The sequence below is a fragment of the Herbiconiux daphne genome (genome assembly GCF_024979295.1).
Taxonomy (GTDB): domain Bacteria; phylum Actinomycetota; class Actinomycetes; order Actinomycetales; family Microbacteriaceae; genus Herbiconiux; species Herbiconiux daphnes.
Window position 1 is genome coordinate 118,357 of record NZ_JANLCJ010000008.1, and the last position, 17,728, is coordinate 136,084.

A 17,728-nucleotide genomic window follows, 5' to 3' on the forward strand; every position below is an offset into this window, starting at 1 on the left:
GATGACGCCCGAACGATCGGAATCCTGCGGGTCGACCATCGGGCCGACGTCTACAGGTCAGCCTCAGTGGATGCGCTTTGATCGCAGACAACTCACCAAGAGCAACGGACGGAGCAGCATGAGTGTCAACGAGGAAGACCGCCAGGTCGAGGTCGCCCGCGAGCTCTCCGAGAAGGCTCGCACGCTCGCCCACTCGACAAGGAACGTACCGTCGCCCTCTACCTCGTACACGCTGCTCGGAGAGCTGACGGCCACCATTGATGACCTCGAGCAGGTGACACGGCAACTCAGCGCCTGGCACTCCCGCGTCGTCGACGGAACCCACTACGCCGGCGAAGACGACCGCGGCGACGGGGCCACCGGAACAGTCACTGCAGCCGCCGAGCTCGAGCGCGCGGCCGCCGCACTCGACACCGCCTCCGCCGCACTACGCGCGGCGCACTCGGCAAACGGTGTCGTCCGCTGGTTCGACAAACAGCCCACCAGCACCGACTAACCAATGATCTACCTCGCCCGAGGCATCGAGGACCACCACTACTGGGTGGTCCAGGAACTCGACGGCGCCCTCATTGAAACCTCGTGGCGCGTCGAGAGGGAGCCGGACGGCTACCGACTCAGCCACGCAGACGACAGCGCCATGACGTCCAGCGTCTTCGACCTCGGAGCATTCAACAGCCCGGAAGCGGCCGTTCGGGCGCTCCGAGAGCATCTCGAACGTTGATCCGATCCCTATCGGCCTGACACAGTGGGCTCATGGCGCGCTTCGTATCGCTCCCCGATCGGGACGGCCCCGCTGGTGCAGCGCGCATGTGGATCAACCCCGAGCACGTTGTGTCGCTGGTACCGAAGGTAAGCACAGATGGCTCCCGGCACGTCCTCCGTGTCGAGATCAAACTCATCGGCACCCCCGCGTTTGACGCCTGGCTCGGCGTTTACGACACCGGTGAAGAGGCTGATTCGCGCTGGGCACTATTCCTATCTGAACTTCGGGACTAAGAACCGGCGACCAAAGCTCAGCGCCGCAACAATTGGCAGCGCAAGGGGTCAGTGGACAGAAACCTCGAAAAGAACGCGAGCGGCGCGGGTGACGGCCGCTTGGTCCAGACGCACATGGTCGTTGTCGTCGATCGTGGCAAGACCGATAGCGATGAGATCCGACAAGCGCTGAGGTGAGGACAATTCCCTGAGTACCTGATGGAGCTCGTCGGGTCTGGGTGAATCGTTGAGGGTCAGATAGGTCAGGATCTTCGCGCTCACCAGGTCGAGCGGACGAAGAGCTGAAGCTGCAGGCAGCCCGACCTGCTCAGCGGGGACGTCTTCGTCGAGTAAGCCGAGCATGTAGTCCAGCTGCCGTGAAGCGAGCTGATTGAGCCGTCTTGCATCGTGTGAGTACCGGACTACTTTGCCGCGGCCCCTCTCTTCGGGAGACGGGTCACCAAAGATGACTCCGGTGGCTTCGAGTTTCCGGAGCCGGGCGGAAAGGGTCCCTTTCACAACATCGACGCCGCTGTCGCGCAGCGCTGTGAAGATGTGGCCGAACGTCGCTCTTGGGTGGGCGGAAAGGTACGCGGTGATCTCAGCGTTGTGCGGGTTACCGAACGCCTCCGCGGCCTCGAGGACATCGGAAGGCGTCGACACCAGTCCCGTTGCTGGTGCATCCGATTCAGGCATGAGATCGACGCTACCCAAGATGATGTCGATACTCCGACGGGCGGCCAATGTGCATAGGCGCCGCTCCGAGCGCAGAACGTGGGACGTGTGCGAGACTGTAAACATGTCTACAGGAGTGGTGAGTGTTCGTCTGCCCGATGATCTGAAAGACCGGCTGGATGCGTTGAGCGCGACCACCGGTCGTCCCGCGGCGTTCTACCTCCGCGAGGCGCTCTCCGAGCACCTAGACGATCTCGAACACGCATACGGCGTCGTTGCCCGCGCCGAAGCGATTCGCGCTGGAGCCCGCGACACCGTGCCCCTGGAAGATGTGTTGGTAGAGCTTGGGGTCTCCCGGGCTGACCTTGACGCGATGCCTTCTGAGCCTGTCGAGTGAGCGGACCGCTTTGGCGGATCGAGTTCGACCGGGTCGCTATGCGCGCCCTTCGCAAGCTCGATCCCGCAATCGCGCGGAGGATCGTGAAAGCGCTCGATGACCTCAGTGGGCTAGAGAATCCCACGGTGCGTTGCAAAGCACTGAGCGGGCCGTACACCGGGTTGTGGCGAATACGGGTCGGGGATTACCGGGCGATCCTTGATATCCGTCGCGGCGAGCTGGTGATCGTCGCCTTAGACATCGGCGACCGAGCCACGATCTACGACTGATCTACACCCTGAGGGGAGTGATGTGGTGTCGTTTGGTGGAGTGAATGGAGAACACATGCAGGTCGAGATCGGGGACACGGTGGTGTACCCGCACCATGGGGCCGCTACTGTGGTCGCGCTCAGAGACCGGGTCGTCAAAGGCGCGAACGTCGCTTACGTGAAGTTGCGTGTGCACTCGAACGATCTGACTATCGAGCTTCCTGCGGACAGCATCCTGGACGTCGGAGTCCGTGACGTCATCGACAGCGGAGGTGTCGACGAGGTGTACGCGGTTATCCGGACCGACATCCCTGAGGACATGGGGAACTGGTCGAGGCGGTACAAAGCGAATCAGGAGAAGCTCGCCAGCGGCGACGTGCTGAAAGCCGCTGAGGTGGTTCGCGACCTGTGGCGCCGCGACGTCTCCCGCGGCCTGTCGACGGGCGAGAAAGCGATGCTGCAGAAAGCCCGTCATACCGTCGAGTCGGAGCTCGCGCTCTCTCTTGATCGCTCGGAAGCCGACGCAGGGACGGCCGTCGAGACTGTCCTCCAGGAACACACCACCCACTGACCCGTCCTGTAAACCATCAGGCCGTAGCGGGGTTGGCAAGTGGTGGCGTCAGCTGTTCGCTTCCGGGAGGCCGGCTCGGGGGACGTACTCTCCGACATCCCCGCCCCGACACCCCCGTTCGCTACGATGCCCCTGCAAGGTGGTCGCATCGGTGAAGGAGTATGAGATGACAGTCGGGACTGTGAAGTGGTTCAACGGAGAAAAGGGGTTCGGGTTCATCTCCCCCGATGACGGTGGCGCCGACGTGTTCGTGCACTTCAGTCAGATCACGGGGTCCGGCTACCGAAACCTCGATGAGAATCAGCGGGTCGAGTTCGACATCGAGGCCGGCCAAAAAGGCCCGCAAGCTTCGAACGTTCGGGCCATCAACTAACGCCAGCACCTACCATCCGGCTCCCGCTCTGCGGCAATCCGGTTCGACCATGGGTCGTTACTGTGCGGGCGTGTCTGACACTGCGAACGGCGCTGTTCGCGGTGGCGAGCGGAATGGCACGAACCAGCTCGCGTAGTCGAGGTTCACCGAACCGTCGAGCATTCGGGGGTTGGCGGTGAGCTCCTCGGGATCCCAGTAGAGCAATTCGTGGTCGTCGTCCTCGAACAGGACGCCTTCGACATCGTCCCGCCATCCTTCGTCGAACTCGAGTTCGTAGGTGTCGATCAGCACTTCGACCCGGTCCAGGAGCAGCTTGACCGCCAGTGCTTCGGCGATCGTCGCGGGGTACTCCCACGACGTCGCCACCCGAGTCGTCACGACCACGGTCGCGACGAGGAATTGGTGCAGGAACCGTCCGTCGTAGCGGTCCTGGAACTGTTCCGGCAGACCATGCAACGCCATCGTCTCTTCGGCGTCGAGATTGCCGGCATTCATGGCGGTGAGGTCCTCGAAGAGTTCGTCGACGAGGATCTCCCCTGCCGACCAGAACAATCCCACGAGCAGTTGGACATGGGGTTCCAGGCGTCGACGCGTGAATGCGTCAACGTCCTCATCCAGCAGCATCTCGGAGAACGGCCCCACGATCCCTGCACACTTCACTGCGTCAGCCCGAAAATCGTCAGCCCCAGGGCGCTCCCCATTCATGCCCCCACCCTAGCCAGCCATCCAGCCCCACTCCGGGACCACCGTGATGCAGGAGCAGCAGAGAGTGTGCACGCGTCCGCCGTCTCGCGGAATTAGTCGGTGGCCGCCGTGGCGGGCCCGTTATTGGCCGGCGGCTCAATAATCGGACCATCAGCGAGAATCCGAAGCGCATCGTCAACCGGCACATGCGCCCGACGCAACGCCTGCAGAGACTTCTTACGGAGCTCGTCGACGCGCTGCTCTTCGACGCGAAGTTCTTGCCGCAGCTGCGCCACATAATCTTCCTGGCCACGGATCTGCGGCCACAGCTTCAGGTACGTCGCAGGCATGTCGAGCACGATCGGGTCCTCAGGAGCAAACTCGGCCCCGACCTTGGCGATTGCGCTTGCTGCGGCCGATCGGATGTCGTCCATGCTGCTTGCGTAGCTCCATGCTTTTCGGCCCATGAAGTCGGCACGAGCAACCCAGCCGCGTGGGCCACAGAACACTGACAACCGCACAGGCGTCGGCCGCTCCCCCGTCGTAGCTGGGTCGATCGCTGTCGTCAGTTCCGCGTCGACGGCCTGTGCGACCGGCGCGCGCAGACGACGGCCCACCTCGTTACCGTTGACGTCGATCAGTGCTCGCGTGCCGTCGGCCAGGTCGACGCGCGCATGGTGCACGCCCGGGTAGACGCTCACGGCAACGACAGCGTCACCAAATGCACTCGCGGCGCTTTCCGCGTAATCTTCGTCGATCATCCGGCATCCGTTAGCCGTACATCCGGGAACAGGCCCGCTGGTGGTGCGGTGTAGGGCAGCTTCTCCCCCGGGTCGTTCTGATCTTTCGAATCCGCGAACGGACCTTCGACGTCCATCAGGACAGCCATGTGCGGGTCGAGGTGATCGCGCCACCACACGCTCGATCCGGTGGCCCCGTCCTGTCGCAGATGCTCCCACGCCCGCCATATCGCCTCGAGCCGTGAGACGGCTTCCGGGTATCTCCACCATTCCGCAGCCCAGCGGCGGTGTGCCCGTCCGCTGGGGCCCACGACGCGCCGGTATTCCTCGATCAACTGCTCACGCACGAACTCGTCGACAGAGCCGAAAAACAAGCCCGCATCGCCGCTGACGCTCTCGTCCGCTTCGGGTGGGTCGATGTCGGGCTCGTCGCCGTCTGCTGCGTCGAGGTCGTCATCGTAGTCAGTCATCCTGCTCTCCGTCCGTCGCCGTGCCCGCCTCCACCCAGGCCTGAGCTCGCTCCTGGACCGGCACCGCCGCCGCCGCGACAGCAGTGTTGGCCGGGTCGTGTGCGGCGATCGACGCCCGTACCGGTCCGGCGTGGGGGCCGCGCATCCACGGTACGGTTTCGATGAGCGTAGCGGGAGCGCCTGATGCGAACACCACGGCGCGGCCGCGGGGCATGCCACTGAGCTCGGACACGTCGAGAGTGCGCTCGCGGTGGATCTGATGCGACGTCGACCGCTGGCCTCGCCCGACCGACGTCGACGACGTGTGCTTGTCGTAGTCGCCCACCAGCTGCGACAGCTCGCCCAGGAACTCCGTCTCTGCGACACCGCCCCCGTAGACCTTCACATTCGACGCGGACCACAGCTTGCGCATGCCCTCGCGGCCCCACACCTCGACGCCCTGTGACCACGACTGCAGGATGGTCATCAGGACGATGCCGCGGGAGCCGTAGTGCGAGTACAGGTCGGGCAGGTTCCGCCACCGGCAGACGTTGGCCGCCTCATCCAGCACGCCGAGCATCGGCACCGACAGGCGGCCGCGGCGCTGAGTGGTGGCCAGCTCTTCGGCAGCCTCCACCGTGATCGCGGTCAGCGCGGTCACGAGCGGACCGGCCGACCCCTGGCCCTCCATCGACAGGCTGTAGAGGGTGTCTTTGCTCCGCACGAAGGCCTCCGGTGAGAACTGCGGCCGCGGGTCGTCGGCCGCGTCCCCGGTGAGGGCCGTGACCCAGCGGGCGATCTTGCCGATCTTCAAGCAGTCGACCATCTGCGCCGCGGTGCCGTACACGCTGTCGCGGCGCTTGGGCTCTCCGTTCACCTCGCCGGCTACCGCGTCAGCCATGCCGATGAAGCCGTGCCGCTCCAGGATCTTTACCGGCTCGATCTCCCCCGGCCGGGTGGTCCAGGTGAAGATCTGCGTGATCGGTCGCCCATCGAGCGCGGCCGCGAGAAGGAAGCCGGCGAGCAGGCTCTCGCCGGCACGGTTGAAGTACGACGAGTTCTCGGACGCTCCGCCCGTCATCGTCGACGACGCGAAGTGCGCAGCCAGGCGGGCCGCGCGGGTGTCGTCGGTGACATAGGACAGCGGATTCCACCACCAGGAGGGCTCCTCCCGCGCGATGCCCTGAGGGTCGAACACCCAGACGGTCGATCCGTTCGCGGCCCGCACGTCCCGGGTGGCATCCACGACGTCGCGCTTGTTCGACGTCGTGACGACCGCGCCGGGCGCGTCGACGATCGCGGGAATGACGTACGACGTCGACTTCCCGACCCGGGGGCCGGCGACCATGACGATCATGTCCTCCGCGGAGGCGTAGAGCTTCTGCCGGCCCACGATGGTGACGCCGATCGTGACGCCGATCCAACCGTCGACGCCGAGGCGCTGCGCCGTGGCGCGTGCGTTCTTGGCCGACAGAGACGCGAGATCCTTGCCCTTGCCCATGAACCGGGCGGCCTCGTCGACGCGGGTCCGCTTGGACCGGGCGCGGGCGATCGCCACCCACAGCAGAATGCCCAGAGCGAGGATGACCACCGCGGCCGCCACGGCGATCCAGGTGGCGGAGCCCGGCCAGGCCACCTTGCCGCGGAGCACACCGAAGAACAGCTCGAACGGGTCGCCACTTAGCTCGGGGTTCACGCCGTCGAGCTTCGATCCCCACGTCACTGCCGCCCACACTGTGCCGAGCACCAGCACGGCCAGCGTGAGCCCGACCAGCAGCAGGATCGTCGAGCCGTCGAGCCCAGGCGCGCGGCGTCGGTTCGACGTGCTCATGCTGCGCCTTCCTCTGCTCGAGCAGCCCCTGGCACCTCAGCCTCGAACTCGCGTTCCACCTCGTCAGCGCTCTCCAGACCGATCACCGGGTTGGACTCGTCCGGCTCGGGGAACGAATCGGCCGGGTGCCAGAGCTTGTTCGTGTCGTTGATCGCCCGCTCTGCTTCGATGAGTTCGACCTTGACGGGGATGCCCGGGTGTCCGCCGACCTTGATCAGGAACTTCCCCCGCCCGGGCGGCTCCGCCTCGCGGCCGGCGCCAGTGTCCCACGCGCCGGGGTCCTGCCACGACGCCAGCAGCTCCTGCTCCGCACGCGACAGCGGCACGGCGCTGGTCAGCATGGGCATCTCCGCACCCGGCAGCCCACCCGCGATGACCATGCCGCTGCGCTCGACGAATCCGCGCGCCTTCATCCGGTCCGATTCGGTGGGCAGAGCGAGCAGGTCGCTCATGGTGTGGGAGATCATGGCCAGGCCGACGCCGCGCTGCCGGTTGAGGCGGGTCAGGGCGTCGACGCGATCGACCATGCCCTGGCCGGCGCGGAGAGCCCGCCACAGCTCATCCAGCACCACGAGGTAGTGGCGTCGTGGCTCCAGCCCGGCGTCAGCGAGGGCGTTCGCGATGTTGACCGTGCCGAAGCCGGCAGACCAGCAGGCGAGCAGGATCGCGGCCTGCATATCGGTATCGGAATCGTCGATCGAGGACACGTCGTAGACCACCGGGCGATCGCGCATCATCGGTACGTCGGTGGGGTGGGCGAACGTCTCTCCGAGGCGGCCGCCCGTGGTGAGGCTGATGAGCGACGCTTCCAGCTCTTCGGTGATGCGCCGGTAACGGTCATCGTCCCCGCGATCGAGAGCGACCGCGCGCACTTCTGCCGGGGCCTCCTGGATGACCGCCAGCAGGTCACCGAGCACGGGGACGCCCGCTGCTCGCTCGTCGAGCACTTTCAGGGCCCGGTCGATGATCGCCTCTTCGCGCGCGGAGGGCGGGTTCTTCCGCAGGATCGTAAGCAGCGCCGACACCATCGTGTGTCGGCGCCCGTGCGCGTCCGCGAGCACGATCGCCCGCTCTTTCTCCTTGCCGGCAGCTCGCAGCCGCTCCGCGGCCGCCGTAGCCTCTCCGGGGTCGAGGATGTTGAGGTGGCCGCGGCCGCGGCCGAGGGTGATGACCTGGCCGCCGAGCGCTTTGATCATGTCCACGTAGTCGGGTTTCAGATCGCCCAGCACCAACGGCAGGTTGCCGAGGCCAGCGCCGCCGGCGGCCATGCGCCGGATCAGCGTGGACTTCCCCAGGCCGGGCAGGCCGAGGACGAACACCGAAGGGTTGGAGATGAGGCCGGCGTCTTGGAACCACGAAATCGGGTCGGCGCACACTGTCGCGCCCGTGAACAGCTGCAAACCCAACGGAACACCGATCATCGGCGTCCCCGTGCCGACCGAGAAGGGGTGCAGCCCGCAGACCTGCACGGTGGTGCCGCGCCACTCGTCGACAGGCTGAATGACGGACGCCTCACCTCGAGCGCGACCCAGCCACCCGCGGGGCCCGGGCCGCTTCACGACGGGCTTCTTCTCGCGCTCCTGCTCGGCCTTCGACGGCTTGGCCGGTGCGAGCTCCTTCGGCTTCGACGCGCGGATCTTGCGGCGTGTGTTGTCGATCGCGGGCATTACAGCTGCTCCCTGACCTCAGTGGGGATGCGGAGATGCTTCGGCAGCACCAGGCCAAGCGGCAGCGCCGCCGCGAACGCGGAATCCTGCGACCCGTGCACGACGCGCAGCCGCAGCCGCGCGGTGGCCGACAGACTGTCGATCGCCGCCTTCGCGTCGGCCTCCTGCGCGGCATCCGTCACCGTCGCGGTGACGAGCATGCCGAAGTTCACCAGGCCCGCCCCGGACGCCTCTTCCTGAGCGGTCGCCAGTGCGTATTTTGTCGCGGTGACGCTCCGAGCGGTGGGCTTATTCGAGGACTGGAGATTGAACATTGCCGCACGCGCGTCCGCCTCGACGAGCGCGGCCGCCTTGGCCGCGTCAATCGGGCGGTACAACAGCGTGATCCGCTTCCGGGCGACGTCGCGGTGAGGTGCGAGCAGCCTGGCCAGGATGCTCGAGGGCACGTTGCCGCGCGGGGCGCCGCTCATCATCCACGTCACCGACACGGCGGAGTCATGCCGGTAGGTGTCCCAGCTGGCCTGATGCGCGGTCGGGCCAACCTCCGGCCAATACAACTCGGGCGGCTCGCCCGCCGCGTTGGCATCGTCGATCAACCGCGCTGCCGCCGGATCGTAAGCCACACGGATGACCTCGCAAAGCTCCTGGGCGCTCAACGGGTGCGTCGCGCCAGCGCCGGTGGCCGAGAGCCCCTGCGTGAGACCTGGCAGTCGTGAGGCGAGCTCACGGCCCATCTCATCAGGGGTGCGCTTCTTGCCCCCGGCGCGCGCGGCAGCGTTGAACGTGATGGCTACATAGGCCTTGATCGTGGCCGACCCGGCCGGGTAGTGCTCCACCAGGTCGTTGAGGATGCTCCTTGCGAACTCGGGTGCGTTCGGGTCGATGCGCGAGCTCACCTCGCGACGCAGCCTCGTGCCAGTGTCCGGTGCCGTCTCGATCGTCACCGACACCGCCTCGATCCCCGGTTCGTCTCCGAGGTTGGCCAGCCACATGCCCCACTCGGCCACCCACACGTCGACCTGCTCACGGTCGACGAGCGCGGCCCCATCAGGCTCGGTGCCAATGACGACCGTGAAGTCCGACGTGTTCGGCACCTGCACCAGCGCAAAAGGCCGGTTGTAGCTGTCGCGCCACTCGGTCAGCCGGGACCCAGCCGTCAGGCCGGGCAGCTGCGTCGTGCCCCACTCGGCGCGGCCAAGCGGCCCCGACCGGTAGATGTTCGATCCCTTGCTCTTCGTAGCCATCCATCCCACCCGTGTTGTGGTCCGCATCAGCAGACTCTGGCCATGCTTGTCCTTGACGGAAACCGTCAGCAGGAACAGCCCGAACACCAGAGCGGTGAGCAGGCCATTGACGATGGTCGACGCCATCGTGACGATCACACTGAACCCGGCCCCGAAGAACAGGATCGCGGTCCCGATCGTGCCCAGGCCTAGCAGGCCGGCCGTCTTGGGCTTGGTCCAGTTGCCGTACGCCGGGGGCGCACCATCTGTCGTTGTCATCGCACGAACTCCCTACGCTCCAGTTGCATCGTCTGCGGCCGACTGGACCGTTCCCTGCGCGGCCTCCCCCGCGGCCTTGGCCCGCTCCTTGAACATCTGCGCCCCCATCACGATCGGAGCCGCGGGACCAGCCGCAGCGGCCCCACCCGCCGCCGCACCAGCTCCCGCGCCAGCACCTGCGCCCGCTCCCGCAGCGGCTCCACCCGGGGCCGCACCGCCCCCGGATGCACCGGCCCGTGCCGCAGCTCCAGCGCCGCCACCACTCGCGCCCGCAGGTGAGGGTGTCGGGGCGGGGCTGCCCTTCCCGGCCATGCTCGCGCCGCTCGGACTCGAATCGCCGCCGCCCCCGCCGACTCCTCCCCCGCTGTTACTGGAGCTGCTCATCCGGCGAACCGCACCGCTGGCAACTTCACCTCCGACCATCCCAGCGGCGCCGGCCAGAGCGAGACCCGCAGCGCCGCCGCCAGCGACCGCGCCCGTCATCGGCGCCACGAACTTCAGCAGCGCCGGCAGCGCGATCAGCGCCATAAGCATGAGAGCGAGGCCGGTGAGGATCGAGTAGATGCCGCCCCCGTCGTCTTGGAAAGCATCGGTGCCGGCGAGGCTGAACGCGGCCGCGTAGATCAGGGCGGCCGCGGGCTTATACAGAATGAAGGCCAGCGTCCAGCCGATCATCTTCCCGAACCACTGCTTACCCATCTGCGTGTTGGTGAAGCTCGCGGTCAACGGGAGCGCACCTGCAAGCACGACCAGCAGACCGCCCCGGATGACCATCAACGCGACCTGCACGTAGGTCATCAGCAGTGCGATCGCGCCGAGGATAAGCACCCCGATCACGCCGATAGGTGACGCAGCGGTCAGAGTGATCAGAGCGGCCATGTTCGTGCCGAAGCACTGGCTACCGGCCACGGACACGTCACAATCGGTCGCCCCTTGAAGAATCCACACCGAGAACTGGTCGGCGGCCGTCGTGGCCAGAGTGATCACGGCCAGACCCGTACCCGAAACCACCACGAGAGTGATGAGCGACTGGATCAGGTCTTTGCCGGGCTGCGCCCGCTGCTCCCACGCCATCCGGATGCCAGCGATGATGATGGACAGGATCGCAAGGCCCCCAACCCAGTACCAGAGAGCGTTCTGCAAGAACCCGACCGTCGACGACGAGCCCTCCGGCGCTCGCGCAGACAGAAGCCCGCCCACGAGCGCGGACGCCCCCGAGATGAGCAAGATGGCGATGAAGATCACGCCGAGCTTGCCAGCATTCCGGAGGCCCTCACCGCGTCGCGACTGCAACGCCATGAGCGCGCCGAGCGCGACGATCGACAGAACGGCGATCGCCAACCCGATGTAGCTCACGTACGAGAGGATCGTCGTGAACTGGTCGGCCCCGGGGTTGCTCGTGGGCAGCACCCCTGTGCCGTTGCCGGCAGTTAGCACCGGGGTGGGCACGTTGACCCACATCGTCCCGATGCTGCCCAACGCCTTCCCGAGCCCTTCCAGCACTCGGTTCATCAGCTCCTGCACGGCGTCATTCGACGCCTGCGAGATGATGTCCTTCGCACCCTCTCCTAGCTTGCAGGCGAAGTCGAAGGTCGCGCACTCTTCAGGCACGGGTCACGCCCCAGCCCATGGGGTATAGCCGCCGAGGCTCTCCAGCTGCGCCGTTTCCAAAGGACTGTTGCCGTCGTTGTCGACAACCGCCTTCCAATCGCCTTCGTACCACTCGAGCACAGTCGGGATGCTGACGAGTGCGCCGCTGTTCGCCACCTGGACCACCAAATCCACGGTCGCCTGCTCGCCGTCGTACGAGCTGATCGTGTACCCAGCCACCTGCGCACGAAGCCCACCGTCGGCTGCGGCGTATTCCCCAGCAGCTTCTTTTGCTAGCGCAGCATCCCGGCCAGGGCCGGGCACCAGGTACCGCTCCGACAGCTCCGGAGCCAACCGGCTATCGGTGCTCATCGCGAAGTAGTTCACAGCCGCGTATAGCGCCCCCTCCGCCGTGTGCGCGAAGCAGCTGCGGAACCCGTCAGCGTCGATCGTCCCCGGGCCCGAGACCCCAGGATCTGTCGGGGCAGCCAGCGTGCCCACGAGCTCCCACGTCGAGTCGGGCGCGGCATCAAGCGTGTCCGTCGCCTCGTCCCCGGGCAGGCCGCACACGCTGGGGTCCGCTGTGCTAGCCGTGGAGGTCGACGCAGGCGGGGTAGTAACCGGGTCGGCAACATCGCCGCTGCGGGTGAGTGACGTGACGAGCACGATGATTCCGGCCAGGACGATGATCCCGACGAGGATGGCTGCGGCGATGAATCCGCGGTTCTTGAACGGGCTTTTGGTCTCGGTGCTGCTCATGCGTGGTTCCCTTCGGCGGAGTGGCGGTGGTTTAGGAGCCGGAGAGGAATCCGACGAGGGCGGTGGCGGCGCCGATGATCATGACGCCGATCAGGATGGCGACGAAGGTTTTGATGTGTTCGCCGCCTTCGCCGCGGCGGGAGTTGAACATGAACATCACGGCCACGGCGATCAGAGCGAGGATGGCGGCGATGAGGCCGACCCACTTCGCCCAGCTGAGGATCGTCGCGACGCCCTCGAATCCGGGAGGGGCTACCGGGTCGGGGTCGGGCAGTAGGCCGGTGTACTGGCTGGCCGCGGTGAGCACGTGTGCGGCTGCGAGGGAGAGAGACATGGCGTGTCCTTTCAGTGGTGAGCGGATGTGCTCAGGGTTGTGATAGCGAGGTCGGTGAAGAGTTGGCGGAACTCCTTGGGCAGCTGCGCGGCCGCGTCGATCGGTCCGACGCGCCAGGCGTCGACCCACGGCAGGTGCCACACCCGGGGCACGCCGCCGGCGACGATGTGCTCGAGCTCGCGCAGTGGCTTCGGCAGTCGACCGGGTGCATCTGCGATCAGCACGAGGCCGGCGAGGCCTACGCCCTCGCCCAGAGCGTTCGAGGCCCACTCGGTCGCCGCGCGCTGGGCCGCGGTGATGCCGGCGAAGTTGCTGCGAGCGACGAGCACCACCCGATGTGTGGTGCCGGGAGTGATCGGAATGGGCCAGCTGTGATCTGCGGGGCGCGTCCCGCTGGCCAGGGTGGCCAGTGTCGATTCGCCGGCGCCGCCGTGCACGCCGAGCCACCAGGCGGTCGCTGGCCATGCCTGCTCGCGTCGAGGGAGCCGGTCGGCGGTGTCGGGCGCGGGCACGCCGAGCTGGGGAGCTGTGGCACCGCCGCGCACGTCTCGCCTCGATTTCGGAAGCTGCGCCTCGGGCACCTCAGCTGCCGGCTCTTTCGGGCTCACAAGCCACGGATTCACGTTGGTCATTCACTCGATCCCTTCCCGATTGAGACTCGGAATACCAAATCTCATCCGGTTTGCGTCTTGGTCGACACTGGTAGAGCATGGACGTAGTCCTTCATCGGACCCCCAGTATGGGGCACAGTCAAACCAGTCTCACATAAATTACCTTGTGTGCCATCAAATGTACTGATCTGCGCTTATGTGACCGATTGTCCGTTAGCCTCTTAGGGTGGACGAACCGATTTCGACGCTGATGTGGCCCGATTCCGCGCTCTCCCGCTACGGCGACATGCTCACTGTGGGGGAGGTTTCGCGGGTCATCAACCTGGGCGAGCGGAGCGTGCGCGACCTTCTGACGACCTCCGATCCGGCCAGCCGATTGCCGGCCGTCAGGATCGGGAAGAACTGGCGAATCCCCCGCGAGCAGCTGCGCGCGTACCTCCTGGCCCATCACAACGAGCAGGCCGCACTGAATCTTCAGGACGACGAGAGAGGCACCTCATGACCATCACCGTTCCGACGTTCCCGAAGATCGAGGCGACGGTCGCGGCCGATGCGACGGGCACGGTCACGATCAACGGCAGCACCCAGGACGTCTCCGGCGCCACCGATGCCGCGGTGCGCGCCGAAATCGTCGCGCTCGTCACTGCAACTGCCATGGAGCTCGGGCGGCCGGTCCGCCTGCTCACCCGCGACGGGCTCGGAGAGCAGCTGTTCGCCGTCCACCCTGACGGACACCTCGAGCCCATCACCGCCCTCGACGCCTCTGCCGCGGTCGTGCAGCAGCCCGAGGCCACCACGCCCGCGCACGCCGCGCCAGAGCAGGTGCCCGTGGCGCCCGCCGCCCCGCAGCAGCAGGTCGCGCCGCAGGTCGAGGTGGCCAAGCCGCGGCCGACCCTGAACGACCTTCTGCAGTCCAGGCCCGCCGCCCCGGTCGGTCCCGCGACGATGGGATGGCAAGGCACAGTGCGCACGCTCACGGGCGGCCTCATCAAGCCCGCCCCCGGCGCCTTCGAGCTCGCCCACCGCGACGCCATCGAACGCGTCGCCCGCAGCCTCAGCGGCCCGCGCACGATCGTCGTCATCAACCCCAAGGGTGGGGCGCACAAGACGACCTCGACCATGCTCCTGTCGGCCACGTTCGGCATCCATCGCGGCGGCTCTGTGCTGGCGTGGGACAACAACGAGACCAGGGGCACGCTCGGGTGGCGTGCCCAGCCGGCCCGCCACCAGAACACGGCTGTTGACCTTCTTCGAGATCTCGACCGGTTCAATGACATTCGCAACGCCCGGGTGGGCGACCTCGATAACTACGTCCGGGCCCAGAACCCTACCCAGTTCCACGTGCTCGCCTCTGACGAGGACGCGGCCGCGTCGAGCACGATCGACGCGGCCGCGTTCGAGAACCTGCACCAGACCCTCAGCCGCTTCTACCGCGTCATCGTCGTGGACACCGGTAACAACATGCGCGCCTCGAACTGGGAAGCTGCCCTCGCGGCAGCCGACCAGGTGGTCATCGTCTCCACGATCCGTGAGGACACCGCCAACTCGGCCGCGTGGCTCGTCGACGGCCTCTACGAGAAAGGCCACGAGGACAAGGTGCGCAACGCCGTCACCGTGCTCGCCTCACCCTCGAAGGTCGCCGACCCGCAACTCGTCCGCCGACTCGACTCGCACTTCCGCTCCCTCACCCGCGCCGTGCACCACGTGCCCCACGACGACGCATTGGTCGACGGCGGAACCCTGAACTTCGACGCCCTGTCACCGGCCACCCGAGAAGCGTGGCTCCAGGTCACCGCCACCGTAGCGGACGGCCTGTGAACCGCGCCGCAGCAGCGCTGCCCCTGATCGCAGCGCTCGCCCTCACCGGATGCGTCGCAGACCCCGACACGGACGCCTCTAGCTCCACCAGCACGGTCACCGCCGCCCCGACGTCGCCCAGCAGCCCGAACCCCACACCGCCCAGCGACGACGCCACAGTCATCCCCGTACCGGAGGCCGGCGACGACAGTCGAGAATCGGCGCTCGCCGCGGCCGAGAAGGTGGTCGCCACGTTCGGGCAGCCGACCCTGGATGCGGAGACGTGGATGAACAACCTCTACCCGCTGATGACCCAGGTCGGCGCGGCCGCGTACGAGGGCACCGACCCGGCCAAGGTGCCTGTGCACCAGGTCACCGGCGCCGGCACGATCCTCGACGGCTCCACGGAGGTCGCGCTGATCATCGAGGTTCCCACCGACGCCGGCCCGTACAACGTGAGCCTGAGCCGCATCGACCCGGCTGCCCCGTGGCTCGCTGACCGAATCCGGCCCGCGCAGGCGTAGCCCATGGCGGAGCAGAGCAAAGGCACAGGGGCGCTGACCTTCATCGGCGCACCACTCATCGTGCTCGCCACGCTCTTCCTGCTCATCGTGCTCGTCTTCACCGGAGGCGGTGCCGCTGCATCGTGCGCCGCGGCCGCGAACTCGATCGACCCGGAGAAGGTACCCACCGAGCCGGTAGCCGGATTCGAGGGTGAGCAGCTGAAGAACGCCGCGTACATCATGAACGCCGCCTCCGCGCTCGGCCTCGATCGAAAGGCGCAGGTGATCGGCGTCATGACGGCCATCGGTGAGAGCACGCTAGTTAACCTCGACTACGGCGACGAGGGTAACGGCGTCACCAACCCGGACGGCACCCCCACCTGCTCGGTGGGGCTCTTTCAGCAGCAGTGGTGCCTAGGCACCTGGGGCACGCGAGAGCAGGCCATGGACCCGACCTACGCCGCCACGTCGTTCTTCCAGCGGCTCGTCGGCGTGGCCGACTGGCAGAACCTCGAACCCACCCTCGCCATCCACAAGGTGCAGGGCAACGCAGACCCGTTCTACTACGCGCCGTTCTTTGAGCCAGCCGACGCCATCGTGACGGCCCTCGCAGGAGGCCCCACCGGGACCGGATGTGCGAGCGGCAGCGTCATGCTGCCCCTCTCCCCCGGCTTCAACATGACCGACGACTTCGGACCCCGCGGCGCACCCACAGGCGGCGCCTCCAGCTGGCACCCCGCCGACGACCTCCAGCACTGGCCCGGCAACTGCAAAGACCCGATCTACTCCATCGAGAACGGCACCGTCGCGCTCGCCGAGGGCTACCAGGTGTCCATCAAGTCCCCAGCCGGCTACACCGTCTCCTACCTGCACATGGACCTAGCCGACGTCACCGTGAACGTAGGCGATGCCGTGACCGCTGGCCAGCAGATCGCCCTCACCGGCAACGAAGGCCCCTCCACCGGCTGCCACCTCGACATCCGCATCAACGTCGACGGAAACACCGACCCCCAGGTGGCGACCCTGCCCACCTCCGAGACGCTCGGCGCACCCGTCCCCGGATTCATCGACCCTGAAAAGTTCTTCGCCCTCTTCGGCGTCGAACTCTGCCCCGCCGACAGCTGCACCAGGAACTACTGATGCCGCCCACACCCATCCCCGCCTACCCCGTGCTCGTCGTCAACGTGCACCAGGACGGCAGCGCCCACGCCAACGTCGCCGGCCGCCACATCGACTACCCTCCAGTACCCGCCGCTGACACCCGAACCGCCGTCACCCAGTACGCGGCCGAGCTCGCCACCACGCTCGGCCGCCCCATCCGCATAACCACCACCGACCCACACGGCACCTGGCAGCTCGCAGTCCACCCAAACGGCACCGTCACCGACCTCGCCCCACCAGCCTCCCGCCGACGCAGACCCCCGCTCGAGCACACACCCACCCCCAACGAAGGAACGACGCTCTCCGCATCCGTGCCGACCGCGGCCCTGGCCACCGTCGAGCTCGTCGCTGGCGAGCGCTTGAACCGAGGCGCGATCGCCACGCTTCGGTTCGGCACGGGCGACGTCGCCCGCGTCTCTAGCAGTGCTCTGATCGGGCGCCGGCCCGCCGCGGTCGACGGCGAACTCGTCGACCAACTCGTGGTAATCGATGACCTGACGCGAACAGTGTCCAAAACGCACCTGCTCGTCGCGTGGGTCGACGGCCAGCTCTGGACCACTGACCTACACTCCGGGAACGGAAGCCAGATCCGGCGCCCGGTTGGGCAGCGCATCGACCTCGCCCCTGGCCGCTCTTATCCGGTGCGTCACGGCGACGTCGTGCACATCGGCGGACAGCGATTCTCGATCGACACGGCAACCAGCAGCGGGACGCAGGATGAACGATGACGGCACGAGTCGGCGCCGCTGACCCTAGTGCGGGGTACTCGAGCTGGGATAATGCTTGGAGAAGGCCGAACGGCGGCCTAACCGCTGATGAACGCCAGGACACCCGAAGCCCTGACCGCTTTTCCGTCGACCC

Annotated in this window: 23 protein-coding genes; 12 read left to right on the top strand and 11 right to left on the bottom strand. The window is 66.9% G+C overall.

The features are described 5' to 3' along the window. Positions 1-118: 118 nt before the first annotated feature. Genes N1032_RS18625 through N1032_RS18635 form a run of 3 tightly spaced genes read left to right on the top strand, consistent with a single transcriptional unit; the run spans position 119 to position 996 of the window. Positions 119-496, top strand: coding sequence for a hypothetical protein (locus tag N1032_RS18625; protein WP_259540815.1), 378 nt, complete (start codon positions 119-121; stop codon positions 494-496). Between the two features lie 3 nt (positions 497-499). After that, complete coding sequence (locus tag N1032_RS18630) at positions 500-721, top strand: hypothetical protein (protein WP_259540817.1); 222 nt, start codon at positions 500-502, stop codon at positions 719-721. Between the two features lie 32 nt (positions 722-753). Next, the gene (locus N1032_RS18635) at positions 754-996 is read left to right on the top strand and encodes a hypothetical protein (RefSeq protein ID WP_259540819.1); all 243 of its coding nucleotides are present in this window, start codon (positions 754-756) and stop codon (positions 994-996) included. A 48-nt stretch (positions 997-1,044) separates the two neighbouring features. Here N1032_RS18635 and N1032_RS18640 read toward each other — a convergent pair whose 3' ends face one another. After that, positions 1,045-1,671: a hypothetical protein gene (locus tag N1032_RS18640; protein ID WP_259540821.1), complete on the bottom strand. Its 627-nt coding sequence runs from the start codon at positions 1,669-1,671 to the stop codon at positions 1,045-1,047. A 103-nt stretch (positions 1,672-1,774) separates the two neighbouring features. On the opposite strand from N1032_RS18640, the gene relB reads away from it, so the two are divergent. From relB to N1032_RS18660, 4 genes are all read left to right on the top strand, one after another. Beyond that, positions 1,775-2,047, top strand: a complete 273-nt coding sequence (gene relB / locus N1032_RS18645) for a type II toxin-antitoxin system RelB family antitoxin (protein ID WP_259540830.1) — start codon at positions 1,775-1,777, stop codon at positions 2,045-2,047. Then, positions 2,044-2,316: a type II toxin-antitoxin system RelE family toxin gene (locus N1032_RS18650; protein WP_259540832.1), complete on the top strand. Its 273-nt coding sequence runs from the start codon at positions 2,044-2,046 to the stop codon at positions 2,314-2,316. Before relB ends, N1032_RS18650 begins: the two co-directional genes overlap by 4 nt. Positions 2,317-2,371: 55 nt before the next feature. After that, positions 2,372-2,866 carry a CarD family transcriptional regulator gene (locus tag N1032_RS18655; protein ID WP_259540834.1) on the top strand — a complete coding sequence of 165 codons (495 nt, stop codon included), beginning with the start codon at positions 2,372-2,374 and terminating at the stop codon, positions 2,864-2,866. A gap of 166 nt (positions 2,867-3,032) precedes the next feature. Then, positions 3,033-3,239, top strand: a complete 207-nt coding sequence (locus tag N1032_RS18660) for a cold-shock protein (RefSeq protein WP_259540835.1) — start codon at positions 3,033-3,035, stop codon at positions 3,237-3,239. A 57-nt stretch (positions 3,240-3,296) separates the two neighbouring features. On the opposite strand, the gene N1032_RS18665 is transcribed toward N1032_RS18660, so the two are convergent. The 10 genes from N1032_RS18665 to N1032_RS18710 all read right to left on the bottom strand — a co-directional run bounded on the left by N1032_RS18665 (position 3,297) and on the right by N1032_RS18710 (position 13,427). Next, positions 3,297-3,944 carry a hypothetical protein gene (locus tag N1032_RS18665; protein WP_259540841.1) on the bottom strand — a complete coding sequence of 216 codons (648 nt, stop codon included), beginning with the start codon at positions 3,942-3,944 and terminating at the stop codon, positions 3,297-3,299. A gap of 92 nt (positions 3,945-4,036) precedes the next feature. Beyond that, entirely contained in the window at positions 4,037-4,684 is a 648-nt protein-coding gene (locus tag N1032_RS18670; RefSeq protein ID WP_259540843.1) for a hypothetical protein, read from the bottom strand. Then, entirely contained in the window at positions 4,681-5,133 is a 453-nt protein-coding gene (locus N1032_RS18675) for a DUF4913 domain-containing protein (protein ID WP_259540851.1), read from the bottom strand. Before N1032_RS18675 ends, N1032_RS18670 begins: the two co-directional genes overlap by 4 nt. After that, positions 5,126-6,943, bottom strand: a complete 1,818-nt coding sequence (locus tag N1032_RS18680) for a type IV secretory system conjugative DNA transfer family protein (RefSeq protein WP_259540858.1) — start codon at positions 6,941-6,943, stop codon at positions 5,126-5,128. The genes N1032_RS18675 and N1032_RS18680 overlap by 8 nt, the downstream gene beginning before the upstream one ends. Continuing rightward, positions 6,940-8,610, bottom strand: a complete 1,671-nt coding sequence (locus tag N1032_RS18685) for an ATP/GTP-binding protein (RefSeq protein ID WP_259540860.1) — start codon at positions 8,608-8,610, stop codon at positions 6,940-6,942. Before N1032_RS18685 ends, N1032_RS18680 begins: the two co-directional genes overlap by 4 nt. Then, complete coding sequence (locus N1032_RS18690; RefSeq protein ID WP_259540862.1) at positions 8,610-10,112, bottom strand: SCO6880 family protein; 1,503 nt, start codon at positions 10,110-10,112, stop codon at positions 8,610-8,612. Before N1032_RS18690 ends, N1032_RS18685 begins: the two co-directional genes overlap by 1 nt. 12 nt (positions 10,113-10,124) lie before the next feature. Continuing rightward, positions 10,125-11,723, bottom strand: a complete 1,599-nt coding sequence (locus N1032_RS18695) for a hypothetical protein (RefSeq protein ID WP_259540864.1) — start codon at positions 11,721-11,723, stop codon at positions 10,125-10,127. 3 nt (positions 11,724-11,726) lie between these two features. Continuing rightward, positions 11,727-12,461, bottom strand: a complete 735-nt coding sequence (locus tag N1032_RS18700; RefSeq protein WP_259540865.1) for a hypothetical protein — start codon at positions 12,459-12,461, stop codon at positions 11,727-11,729. A gap of 31 nt (positions 12,462-12,492) precedes the next feature. Next, positions 12,493-12,795, bottom strand: coding sequence for a hypothetical protein (locus tag N1032_RS18705; RefSeq protein ID WP_259540866.1), 303 nt, complete (start codon positions 12,793-12,795; stop codon positions 12,493-12,495). Positions 12,796-12,806: 11 nt separating this feature from the next. After that, positions 12,807-13,427, bottom strand: coding sequence for a DUF6668 family protein (locus N1032_RS18710; protein WP_259540868.1), 621 nt, complete (start codon positions 13,425-13,427; stop codon positions 12,807-12,809). Positions 13,428-13,632: 205 nt separating this feature from the next. Between N1032_RS18710 and N1032_RS18715 the strand changes: the two genes are divergently transcribed. From N1032_RS18715 to N1032_RS18735, 5 genes are read left to right on the top strand one after another with little or no spacing between them, the layout of a single operon-like run. Then, a complete protein-coding gene (locus tag N1032_RS18715; protein ID WP_259540870.1) occupies positions 13,633-13,908 on the top strand; it encodes a helix-turn-helix domain-containing protein in 276 nt (91 codons plus the stop codon). Then, positions 13,905-15,224 (top strand): MinD/ParA family ATP-binding protein, encoded by a 1,320-nt coding sequence (locus tag N1032_RS18720; RefSeq protein WP_259540872.1) that lies wholly within the window; start codon positions 13,905-13,907, stop codon positions 15,222-15,224. The genes N1032_RS18715 and N1032_RS18720 overlap by 4 nt, the downstream gene beginning before the upstream one ends. Beyond that, a complete protein-coding gene (locus N1032_RS18725) occupies positions 15,221-15,727 on the top strand; it encodes a hypothetical protein (protein ID WP_259540877.1) in 507 nt (168 codons plus the stop codon). Before N1032_RS18720 ends, N1032_RS18725 begins: the two co-directional genes overlap by 4 nt. A gap of 3 nt (positions 15,728-15,730) precedes the next feature. Beyond that, the gene (locus N1032_RS18730; RefSeq protein ID WP_259540879.1) at positions 15,731-16,846 is read left to right on the top strand and encodes a M23 family metallopeptidase; all 1,116 of its coding nucleotides are present in this window, start codon (positions 15,731-15,733) and stop codon (positions 16,844-16,846) included. Next, positions 16,846-17,595, top strand: coding sequence for an FHA domain-containing protein (locus tag N1032_RS18735; protein WP_259540881.1), 750 nt, complete (start codon positions 16,846-16,848; stop codon positions 17,593-17,595). Before N1032_RS18730 ends, N1032_RS18735 begins: the two co-directional genes overlap by 1 nt. Positions 17,596-17,728: the final 133 nt, after the last annotated feature.

What these genes read in the sequence shown, in the direction of transcription:
- N1032_RS18625 (WP_259540815.1), top strand. Translation starts at nt 119, where the DNA reads ATGAGTGTCAACGAGGAAGACCGCCAGGTCGAGGTCGCCCGCGAGCTC.
- N1032_RS18630 (WP_259540817.1), top strand. Translation starts at nt 500, where the DNA reads ATGATCTACCTCGCCCGAGGCATCGAGGACCACCACTACTGGGTGGTC.
- N1032_RS18635 (WP_259540819.1), top strand. Translation starts at nt 754, where the DNA reads ATGGCGCGCTTCGTATCGCTCCCCGATCGGGACGGCCCCGCTGGTGCA.
- N1032_RS18640 (WP_259540821.1), bottom strand. Translation starts at nt 1,671, where the DNA reads ATGCCTGAATCGGATGCACCAGCAACGGGACTGGTGTCGACGCCTTCC.
- relB (WP_259540830.1), top strand. Translation starts at nt 1,775, where the DNA reads ATGTCTACAGGAGTGGTGAGTGTTCGTCTGCCCGATGATCTGAAAGAC.
- N1032_RS18655 (WP_259540834.1), top strand. Translation starts at nt 2,372, where the DNA reads ATGCAGGTCGAGATCGGGGACACGGTGGTGTACCCGCACCATGGGGCC.
- N1032_RS18660 (WP_259540835.1), top strand. Translation starts at nt 3,033, where the DNA reads ATGACAGTCGGGACTGTGAAGTGGTTCAACGGAGAAAAGGGGTTCGGG.
- N1032_RS18665 (WP_259540841.1), bottom strand. Translation starts at nt 3,944, where the DNA reads ATGAATGGGGAGCGCCCTGGGGCTGACGATTTTCGGGCTGACGCAGTG.
- N1032_RS18670 (WP_259540843.1), bottom strand. Translation starts at nt 4,684, where the DNA reads ATGATCGACGAAGATTACGCGGAAAGCGCCGCGAGTGCATTTGGTGAC.
- N1032_RS18675 (WP_259540851.1), bottom strand. Translation starts at nt 5,133, where the DNA reads ATGACTGACTACGATGACGACCTCGACGCAGCAGACGGCGACGAGCCC.
- N1032_RS18680 (WP_259540858.1), bottom strand. Translation starts at nt 6,943, where the DNA reads ATGAGCACGTCGAACCGACGCCGCGCGCCTGGGCTCGACGGCTCGACG.
- N1032_RS18685 (WP_259540860.1), bottom strand. Translation starts at nt 8,610, where the DNA reads ATGCCCGCGATCGACAACACACGCCGCAAGATCCGCGCGTCGAAGCCG.
- N1032_RS18690 (WP_259540862.1), bottom strand. Translation starts at nt 10,112, where the DNA reads ATGACAACGACAGATGGTGCGCCCCCGGCGTACGGCAACTGGACCAAG.
- N1032_RS18700 (WP_259540865.1), bottom strand. Translation starts at nt 12,461, where the DNA reads ATGAGCAGCACCGAGACCAAAAGCCCGTTCAAGAACCGCGGATTCATC.
- N1032_RS18705 (WP_259540866.1), bottom strand. Translation starts at nt 12,795, where the DNA reads ATGTCTCTCTCCCTCGCAGCCGCACACGTGCTCACCGCGGCCAGCCAG.
- N1032_RS18710 (WP_259540868.1), bottom strand. Translation starts at nt 13,427, where the DNA reads ATGACCAACGTGAATCCGTGGCTTGTGAGCCCGAAAGAGCCGGCAGCT.
- N1032_RS18720 (WP_259540872.1), top strand. Translation starts at nt 13,905, where the DNA reads ATGACCATCACCGTTCCGACGTTCCCGAAGATCGAGGCGACGGTCGCG.
- N1032_RS18730 (WP_259540879.1), top strand. Translation starts at nt 15,731, where the DNA reads ATGGCGGAGCAGAGCAAAGGCACAGGGGCGCTGACCTTCATCGGCGCA.
- N1032_RS18735 (WP_259540881.1), top strand. Translation starts at nt 16,846, where the DNA reads ATGCCGCCCACACCCATCCCCGCCTACCCCGTGCTCGTCGTCAACGTG.